At 73.4% G+C, this 5728-nt stretch carries 5 protein-coding genes and 1 pseudogene; 2 read left to right on the top strand and 4 right to left on the bottom strand.

Going from position 1 to position 5728, the window contains the following annotated elements; translation table 11 throughout:
* Positions 1–119: 119 nt before the first annotated feature.
* The 4 genes and pseudogenes from Q4D18_RS09710 to dnaK all read right to left on the bottom strand — a co-directional run.
* Positions 120–428: pseudogene (locus Q4D18_RS09710) on the bottom strand (MerR family transcriptional regulator); the annotation flags it as partial.
* A gap of 101 nt (positions 429–529) precedes the next feature.
* The gene (locus Q4D18_RS09705; protein ID WP_303127785.1) at positions 530–1549 is read right to left on the bottom strand and encodes a DnaJ C-terminal domain-containing protein; all 1020 of its coding nucleotides are present in this window, start codon (positions 1547–1549) and stop codon (positions 530–532) included.
* Positions 1550–1602: 53 nt separating this feature from the next.
* Positions 1603–2268, bottom strand: a complete 666-nt coding sequence (locus Q4D18_RS09700; RefSeq protein WP_303127782.1) for a nucleotide exchange factor GrpE — start codon at positions 2266–2268, stop codon at positions 1603–1605.
* Positions 2269–2420: 152 nt separating this feature from the next.
* Positions 2421–4280 carry a molecular chaperone DnaK gene (gene dnaK / locus Q4D18_RS09695; protein WP_303127779.1) on the bottom strand — a complete coding sequence of 620 codons (1860 nt, stop codon included), beginning with the start codon at positions 4278–4280 and terminating at the stop codon, positions 2421–2423.
* A 317-nt stretch (positions 4281–4597) separates the two neighbouring features.
* On the opposite strand from dnaK, the gene Q4D18_RS09690 reads away from it, so the two are divergent.
* Together Q4D18_RS09690 and Q4D18_RS09685 are read left to right on the top strand one after the other, a co-directional pair.
* Positions 4598–4855: a hypothetical protein gene (locus tag Q4D18_RS09690; RefSeq protein WP_303127776.1), complete on the top strand. Its 258-nt coding sequence runs from the start codon at positions 4598–4600 to the stop codon at positions 4853–4855.
* Between the two features lie 164 nt (positions 4856–5019).
* Positions 5020–5628 carry a Dps family protein gene (locus tag Q4D18_RS09685; RefSeq protein ID WP_303127773.1) on the top strand — a complete coding sequence of 203 codons (609 nt, stop codon included), beginning with the start codon at positions 5020–5022 and terminating at the stop codon, positions 5626–5628.
* Positions 5629–5728 lie beyond the last annotated feature (100 nt).

Below are 5728 nucleotides of genomic sequence, written 5' to 3'. Positions count from 1 at the left end.
ACGCGCCGGGCCGGCTCGGCGGGGCGGCGGGCGGAGGAGCCGGCGCGGGCCGTGCGCTCCGGGGACTCCCCCCGCGCCGCGGGCTCGGCGTCCTCGTCCCGCCCCCTGGCCGGGGAGTCGTAGCGCGCGGACACCTCGCCGGCCACGCCCACGGAGAAGACCCGGGCCAGCCGGGAGGTGTGGTGCAGGCGGTCCACCTGGGCGGCGAGCTCCACCACGGTCTCCTGGAGGCGCTCGACCTCCTGCTCCAGCGCCACGATCCGGCGGATGCCCTCGAGGGACACGCCCTCCCGGCTCAGGGACTGCACGGTGCCCAGCAGCTCGACGTCGGCGCGGGAGTACCGGCGGTGACGGCCGCCCTGGCGCTGGGGGACCACGAGGCCGAGCCGGTCGTACTGGCGCAGGGTCTGCGGGTGCATGCCCGTCATCTCCGCGGCTACGGAGATCACGAACACCGGGTCGTGCCTGCCCGTGCCGCCCGCACGTGCGGCCCGGCCCCGGCCCTGCTCCCCGCGCGGGTCGGCGGCGCTCACCACTGGGCCCTCCGGGCCAGGTCCCCCCGCACGTCGTCGCCGGCGGTGGCGGCCGCGTAGGCCTCGACGGCGGCGCGCGCCTCGTCGGAGAGCTCGGCGGGCACGGCCACCTGCAGCTCCACGAGCAGGTCGCCCGTGTGCTTCGCGGCGGCCACGCCCCGGCCCTTGAGGCGCAGCACGCGCCCGGACTGGGAGCCGGCGGGCACCTTCACCTTCACCGGCCCCGTGAGCGTGGGCACCTCCACGGTGGCGCCGAGGGCGGCCTCGTCGAAGGCGACCGGGACCTGCACGCGCAGGTCGTCGCCGTCGCGCTGGAAGAACGGGTGCTCGCGCACCTGCACGGTGACCAGCAGGTCGCCGCGCCCGGCGGTGCCGTGCGAGCCCTTGCCGCGGGCGCGCACCTTCTGGCCGTCGCGGATGCCCTTGGGGATGCGCACGTCCACGGTCTCGCCGTCCGCCGCGCGCAGGGACACCGTGGTGCCCTCCACCGCGCCGCGGAAGGAGATGGTGGTGGTGGCGGTGCGGTCGGCGCCCTTCGAGGCCTGCGGCTGGCCGTGGCCGCCGCCGAACCCCTGGGGGCCGCCGAAGCCCGGCGACCCGCCGAACCCGCCGCCCGTGAAGGCGCCGAAGAGGTCGGACAGGTCCGGGCCCCCGGCGCCGGAGGAGGTCCGGAACGAGCCCGGCCCCGCCCCGCCGCCGAACATGCCGCCGAAGACGTCCTCGAAGCCGCCGCCCGCGCCGGCGCCGGCGCCGCCGGGAGTGGTGAACCGCGGGCCGGCGCCGCCCATCGCACGCAGCGCGTCGTACTCCTGGCGGTCCTTGGGGTCGCTCAGGACGTCGTACGCCTCCGAGATCTCCTTGAACCTCTGCTCGGCGGCGGAGTCCCCGGGGTTCTGGTCCGGGTGGTGGGTGCGCGCGAGCTTGCGGTACGCCTTCTTGACGTCGGCTTCGGAGGCGCCCTTGGACACCCCCAGGACCCGGTAGAAGTCCTTGTCGAGCCAGTCCTGCGAGGCCATGGCGCCTCCTTTCCGTGGATGTCGGTCTGTGGTGGGTGGGGGGGCGGGTGCGGTCAGTCCTGACCGGCGGAGACCATGACCTGGGCGGCGCGCAGCACGCGGCCGTCCCGCACATAGCCGTTGCGGAAGACCTGGACCACGTGGTCCGCGGGCACCTCCGCGTGCGGCTGGCGCATCACGGCCTCGTGCATGGCCGGGTCGAACTCGACGCCGGCCAGCGCGTCCTGGTCCTGGCGCTCCAGGCCCAGGCCCGCCAGGGCGGTGTCCAGCTTCGCGGCGATGGCCGCGAACGGACCCTCGGCGAGGTCGCCCGCGGCACGGGCGGCGTCCACGTCGTCGAGGACGGGCATCAGGGCGGAGACCGCCTTGAGGATGCCGGCGTCCTGGGCCTGCGCGCGGTCGCGGTCCACGCGCCGCTTGTAGTTCACGTACTCAGCCTGCAGCCGGCGCAGGTCCTCGAGCAGCTCCGCCTCGCGGTCCGAGGCGGCCGGGGCATCCTGGCCCTCCGCCGGCGCGTCGCCCTCGGCGGCGGCCTGGGCGCCGGCCTCGTCGAGGATCTGCTCGGCCTGGGACAGGGCGTCGCCGTCGGCGGGCGCGCCCGCGGTGCGCGGCAGGCCGGTCTCGGGGTCGATCCGGCGGTTGTCCCGGATCACCGGCTCCTCGGGGCCGGGGCCGTCCTCGCCGGGGGTGGGGTTCTGGTCGTTGCGGTCCGTGCTCATGGGGTGGTCCTTTCGTCTCGCGCCGCGCGCGGGGCGCGGCGCCGGAAGTGCTCGGGGACGGCCGACGGGCCGGTCCCGACGGCCATGCCGTCGAGACCGACCCGCCGGTGCCGCCGGAGGCCCGGGGCGTGCGCCCCGGGCCGTGGGGCGGGTCAGTTCCTCTTGTCGTCCTCATCCTCGACGACCTCGGCGTCCACGATGTCCTCGTCGGCCTGGCCGGCGCCGGACTCGGCGCCCTCGGGGGTGCCCTCGGCGGCGGCCTGCTGGCTGTAGAGGGCCTCGCCGATCTTCACCTGGGAGGACTGCAGCTTCTCGAACGCGGCCTTGACCTCGTCGTCGTTGTCCTGCTTCTCGAGGGCGGCCTTGAGGGCGTCGACGTCGGCCTGGACCTCGGTCTTCACATCCTCGGGCAGCTTGTCCGCGTTGTCCGCGAGCAGCTTGTCCACCGAGTAGGCGGACTGCTCGGCCTGGTTGCGCCGCTCGGCGGCCTCACGGCGCTGCTTGTCCTCGTCCGCGTGGGCCTCGGCGTCCTTGACCATGCGGTCGATGTCCTCCTTGGACAGCGAGGAGCCGCCCGTGATGGTCATCGACTGCTCGGTGCCGGTGCCCTTGTCCTTCGCGGAGACGTGCACGATGCCGTTCGCGTCGATGTCGAAGGTGACCTCGATCTGCGGCATGCCGCGCGGGGCCGGCGCGATGCCGGTCAGCTCGAAGGTGCCCAGCGCCTTGTTGTCCCGGGTGAACTCGCGCTCGCCCTGGAAGACCTGGATGGACACGGAGGGCTGGTTGTCCTCGGCGGTGGTGAAGGTCTCGGAGCGCTTGGTGGGGATGGCCGTGTTGCGCTCGATGAGCTTGGCCATCACGCCGCCCTTGGTCTCGATGCCCAGCGACAGCGGGGTCACGTCGATCAGGAGCACGTCCTTGCGCTCGCCGGCCAGCACGCCCGCCTGCACGGCGGCGCCGATGGCCACGACCTCGTCCGGGTTCACGGACTTGTTGGGCTCCTTGCCGCCGGTGAGCTCCTTGACGAGCTCGGAGACGGCCGGCATGCGGGTGGAGCCGCCCACGAGGACCACGTGGTCGATGTCGGAGACCTTCACGCCGGCCTCCTTGATGACGTCCTCGAACGGCTTGCGGGTCCGCTCGAGCAGGTCCTTGGTGAGGTCCTGGAACTTGGCGCGGGACAGGTGCTCGTCCAGGTGCACCGGGCCGTCCGCGGTCACGGAGAGGTACTGCAGGGAGATGTTGGTGGAGGTGGCCGAGGAGAGCTCCTTCTTGGCCTGCTCCGCCGCCTCCTTCAGGCGCTGCAGGGCGATCTTGTCCTTGGACAGATCCGCGCCCTTGGACTTGGCCTGCTGCAGCAGCCAGTCCACGATCCGCTGGTCCCAGTCGTCGCCGCCGAGGCGGTTGTCACCGGCGGTCGCGCGCACCTGGATGGTGGAGAACGCGTCCTCGTCCTTGGCGACCTCGAGCAGAGACACGTCGAAGGTGCCGCCGCCCAGGTCGAAGACCAGGATGAGCTCGTCCTCCTTGCCCTTCTCCAGGCCGTAGGCGAGGGCGGCCGCGGTGGGCTCGTTGATGATGCGCTTGACGTTCAGGCCCGCGATCTCGCCGGCCTCCTTGGTGGCCTGGCGCTCGGCGTCGTTGAAGTAGGCCGGCACCGTGATCACCGCGTCGGTGACCTTCTCGCCGAGGTACTCCTCGGCGTCGTGCTTGAGCTTCATCAGCGTGCGCGCGGAGATCTCCTGCGGGGTGTACTTCTTGCCGTCCACCTCGGTGGTCCAGTCCGTGCCCATGTGGCGCTTGACGGAGGCGTAGGTGCGGTCCGGGTTGTTCACGGCCTGGCGCTTGGCGACCTCGCCCACCAGGACCTCGCCGCCCTTGGAGAAGGCGACGACGGACGGGGTGGTGCGGGCGCCCTCCGCGTTGGCGATGACGACGGGGTCGCCGCCCTCCAGCACGGAGACGACGGAGTTGGTGGTGCCGAGGTCGATGCCGACTGCACGAGACATGGGGTGTGTCCTTTCCTTGTCTGACGGGGACGGGCTCCGTGCCGCGGGGGCCGCGGCGCGATGTGAGCCCTCCCGACTCAGGTTGCCACCGGGTGCGCTGGCTGTCAAAGAACCTGAGCGGGACCCGCTCAATTTCACTGTCACCCCACACAACCCGCCGACCGGCCGTTCCATTCCCGACACCGTCCGATGGCCCGGCCGGGGCGCCGACGGGGGATTCACCGGGAGGACGCCTGAGCCCTAGAGTCCGGATCGGGCACGACGGCGTGTCGCCGTCCCTCGCCCCGGAACCCGCCGCCACACGTCAGGAGACGACCATGACCGCAGCCCCCTCCCCGAAGCCCGGGACCCGCCCCGCCGGCGACGACGACCGCCGTCCCGTCGCCGGTGTGAACTGGGTGCGGGTCGTCGTGACGGCCGTCCTCGGAGCCCTCATCGTGAGCCTCTTCGGCGCCTGGCTGGGCTATGTGCTGGACAACTACGACGCTTCCGCCCTCTGGATCCCCGCCATGATCGGCGCGCTCGTGGCAGGCGCCACCGACTACGCGCTGCAGCGGAGCCGCAGCGCGCGCTGACCGCGCGGCCCCTCCTGCGCCCCGACGCTCCGCTCCCGGCGAACGGGCCCCGGGGTCGCGCTCCTTGCCCGCGCGCCGCCCACCTGATGGGCTGGAGCCATCGACGACCGCATCGCGCCGGCGCCCCGTGCGGGCCGCCGGGCCATGATCCGAAGGAGGCCACCGTGGCCACGAAGACGAAGACCGCCAACGCCGCCTACACCGTCCCCGGCCTCTCCATCGAGGATGGCCACCGGGTGGCCGAGCTGCTCCAGGGCCGCCTGCACGCGCTCAACGACCTGCAGCTGACCCTCAAGCACGCCCATTGGAATGTGGTGGGCCCGGGCTTCATCGGCGTCCACGAGATGCTCGACCCCCAGATCGAGAAGGTCCGCGCCATGGTGGACGAGGTGGCCGAACGCATGGCCACCCTCGGCGTCTCCCCGCAGGGCACCCCCGGCGCCCTGGTGGCCGACCGCACGTGGGACGACTACTCCCTGGACCGCGCCGGCGTCCGCGAGCACCTCGCCGCCCTGGACGTGGTGTACGACGGCGTGATCACCGACCACCGCTCCGCGATCGAGGCCGTCGGGGACGTCGACCCGATCACCGAGGACATCCTGATCGGCGAGGTCAACGAGCTCGAGCTGTTCCAGTGGTTCATGCGCTCCTTCCTCACCAACGCCGCCGGCGAGCTCGAGCACGGCGACGCCCAGGCGCTGCGCGAGGCCGCCGGCCGCGTGCAGGACCGCGCGGACCTCAAGCCGGCCGCGAAGGCCACGGCGAAGAAGTGACCCGGCGGCCGGTCCTCGGACCGGCCCCGCCCAGCGACAACCACGCGCCCCCCCCCCCCACCGGGCGGGGGGGCCGGGGGGGGGCGGGGCGGGGCTGCCG

Source organism: Micrococcus sp., from assembly GCF_030523875.1.
GTDB lineage: Bacteria > Actinomycetota > Actinomycetes > Actinomycetales > Micrococcaceae > Micrococcus.
This window is presented reverse-complemented; position numbering and strand designations above follow the sequence as displayed.